The 2,937-nt window shown below is 42.1% G+C and carries 4 protein-coding genes; all 4 read left to right on the top strand.

Going from position 1 to position 2,937, the window contains the following annotated elements; all coding sequences use genetic code 11:
- Positions 1 to 113: 113 nt before the first annotated feature.
- The 4 genes from J7J01_09990 to J7J01_09975 are packed head-to-tail and all read left to right on the top strand — an operon-like array spanning position 114 to position 2,602.
- Positions 114 to 1,700: a PAS domain S-box protein gene (locus J7J01_09990; protein MCD6211189.1), complete on the top strand. Its 1,587-nt coding sequence runs from the start codon at positions 114 to 116 to the stop codon at positions 1,698 to 1,700.
- 6 nt (positions 1,701 to 1,706) lie between these two features.
- Positions 1,707 to 1,883 carry a hypothetical protein gene (locus tag J7J01_09985; GenBank protein MCD6211188.1) on the top strand — a complete coding sequence of 59 codons (177 nt, stop codon included), beginning with the start codon at positions 1,707 to 1,709 and terminating at the stop codon, positions 1,881 to 1,883.
- Position 1,884: 1 nt separating this feature from the next.
- Entirely contained in the window at positions 1,885 to 2,286 is a 402-nt protein-coding gene (locus tag J7J01_09980) for a response regulator (protein ID MCD6211187.1), read from the top strand.
- Complete coding sequence (locus tag J7J01_09975) at positions 2,279 to 2,602, top strand: hypothetical protein (protein MCD6211186.1); 324 nt, start codon at positions 2,279 to 2,281, stop codon at positions 2,600 to 2,602. Before J7J01_09980 ends, J7J01_09975 begins: the two co-directional genes overlap by 8 nt.
- The last annotated feature ends 335 nt before the right edge of the window (positions 2,603 to 2,937 follow it).

The following is a 2,937-nucleotide window of genomic DNA, read 5'->3' as shown; positions in this document are numbered from 1 at the left end:
GTAAAATCTTATAGTGAAGAAAGTTTTGAAGAAAGTTTAATTGTGCAACACAGCACAAGAGACTTTAAAGGAAACAAAAGAATATCTGGATAATATTATTACGAGTTCTGCGGATGCGATTGTTGTCGTGGATATGGAAGGGTATAGTGCGTTCCTGGAACAAAGCAGCAGAAGACTACATGGGTTACACAGCAGAGGAGGTAATAGGAACCAGCAACAAAAAATTCTTTGCTGAGCCTGAGGAAGCGGAGAGAATAATGGAAATTGTGCAGAGAGATGGCAAACTCAAGAATTATAGAACAACCGTGTTAAATAAGGATAAAAAGCCTGTACATATCAGCATGTCAGCGGCATTGTTAAAGGACAGAAATGGAATACCGATAGGCACTGTTCGTGTGAGCAGAGATATAACAAAAGAAGTGGAGCTGGAAGAGAAAATAAAGGAGGAGCGTGACAACCTGAATTTGATACTTGAGAGCATGGATGATGGTGTGTACATTGTATCAAAAGACTATAAAGTAGAGTTTATGAACAAGGTTTTGATTGATGCATTTGGGGACCATATTGGTGATATCTGCTATAAGGCGTTTCATAATAGAGACGAGCCCTGTCCAATGTGCAAAAATCCGGAGGTAATGAAAGGAAAGACAGTGAGGTGGGAGTGGCACTCTCGCAGAACTAACAGGACTTATGACCTCTTTGAGACTCCTCTGAAGAATATTGATGGCACTATATCAAAATTAACGATATTCAGGGATATAAGTGATCGAAAGCGAATGGAGGATGAGTTAAGGGATGCTAAAGAGCAATACCGTGTGATTTTCGAGCACACACTCACTGCCTTTTGTGTCATTGAACATGGCAAATTCGTATCTTTGGCAAACAAAGAATTCGAAATCCTGAGCGGATATTCAAGGGAAGAAATAAAGGGTAAGAAGTGGATTGATTTCATTGCTGATGAAGACCGGGATAGGGTTCAGAATTATTGCGAGAAAAGGAGAAAAGGTGAAGCACCGGCATGCAGTGAATTCAAGTTTGTCAGCCGTAATGGGAATATAAAACATGTGAATGCCTGGATAGAGCCGATTCCGGGAGCAGATGGGTGTATCGCATCATTGCTTGACATGACAGAGTTGAAGAAGAAGGAGGAAGAACTGCGTGAGACCTGTAAAAGACTTGCGGAGCTGGACAAGATGAAGAGCGATTTCCTTAACGTGGCTTATCATGAGCTGCGGTCACCCCTTGCGCCCATTGTGGGGTATGCAAGTATGCTGGAGCGCTGTGAGCTCCCGGATAAAGGGAAGAGGTATCTATATAATATAGAGCAATCGGCACGGCAACTTGAGAAGCTAATCAATCGGATGTTAGAACTCGCACGCATTGACGGTAAGAAGATAGAGCTGAGTTTGGGATGGGTGCATCTTCCTGAACTTGTATCGGAAGTGGTTAAGAGCCTTGAACCCGAGGCAAAAGAGAAGAGACAAAAAGTCTCTATGTCCATCCCGGATATAGAAATCCAAGCTGATAAGCAGAAATCAATCGCTATCTTCAGTAACCTGGTCTCCAATGTGATCAAATATACCCCTGAGGGAGGGAAGATAAATATTAATGTGGGGGACAGGGGAGAGGATATACGTGCATGTGTTGCAGATACAGGAATTGGCATTCCAGAGGAGCACCTGCCAAAGATCTTTGAGTGATTTTATATGGTTGATACTTCGTTGACACGTAAATCAGGAAGTCTTGGGCTGGGTTTATCTATAGTTAAGGAATATGTGAAATTACATGGCGGGATAGTATGGGCAAGAAGTGAAGTAGGAAAGGGATCAGAGTTCTTCTTTATAATACCAAAAAGACAAAAGACAATAAAAGAGGGTGCGTAATATGGGTGAGAAGAAAAAGCGGGTATTGATTGTGGAAAATGCGGCATACATGCGCGAGATGCTGCAGGAGATGCTGCACCAGGAAGAGAGGAGCTATGAAGTGGTGTTTTTCGCAGTTAATGGAAAGGAAGCGGTGGAGAAATACAAAGAATTGAAGCCCGATATCGTCACCATGGACCTGGTCATGGAGGAGATGGATGGGATTCAAGCGATAAGGGGAATAAAGAAATATGACCCAAACGCTTTGATCATCGCAATCACTGCGTTGGGTATGTCTGAGTATAAGGATGCAGCGCTGGCTGCAGGAGCAGATGAATACCTGTGGAAACTTTTCACAATAAAGAATCTATTTGAAGCGCTTGAAAGGCTGTTGAGGAAGCGAGGAAACGAGGGTAATGAGTGAGAGTGAGAGTGAGAATGATGAGGTGCTATTTGAGGAGGTCCTGCGGTCTCTTAGAAGAAGCCGTGTGAGAACTGAAATCGTGATGTACCTCTATAAGATATATCCCAAGGCTTCATATCCCGCAGAGATATCGCGTAACACCGGGATAGACCCTACAAATGTACTCGGTGGGTTGCGAGGCATGGGCAACAGGTTCGATGCGGAAAGTTCTCTACTCACACAGAGGATTGTAGAGAAGGTAGAGCATAAAAAAGCGACATACTATCGGCTTTCCAAACTCGGGAAAGCGTTGATAGAGAGCATGCAAAAGTTCTAAGAAGTTCTAAGAAGAGAATCATAAATTCATATTAAGGCAGGGAATTGATGGAGAATATTTAACGGTGTATATGATGCTGATGCTATACTGGAGTTATAGTTCTATAAGTTAGTTCCTACGGGCGATCATGAATGACCGATCTTGTAATAGCCATCTATGTTATAGATAACCTTTTTAAGATAAAAAATATAAAAATAGAACATGTCAGAAGTTAATATGGAAAGGGCAATTGAAATTGTAAGGAGTTATTTCAGTAAAATAACAGGTGAGGAGGACTTTATCAGTTCGACAGGTGTTGCACATATAAATTGGATTGGGTTTGATATAATCGAGGC

The organism is Methanophagales archaeon (genome assembly GCA_021159465.1).
In the GTDB taxonomy this organism is placed as follows: domain Archaea; phylum Halobacteriota; class Syntropharchaeia; order Alkanophagales; family Methanospirareceae; genus G60ANME1.
Note: the sequence above shows the minus strand (reverse complement) of the source record. Positions and strands in the feature narration are given on the sequence as shown.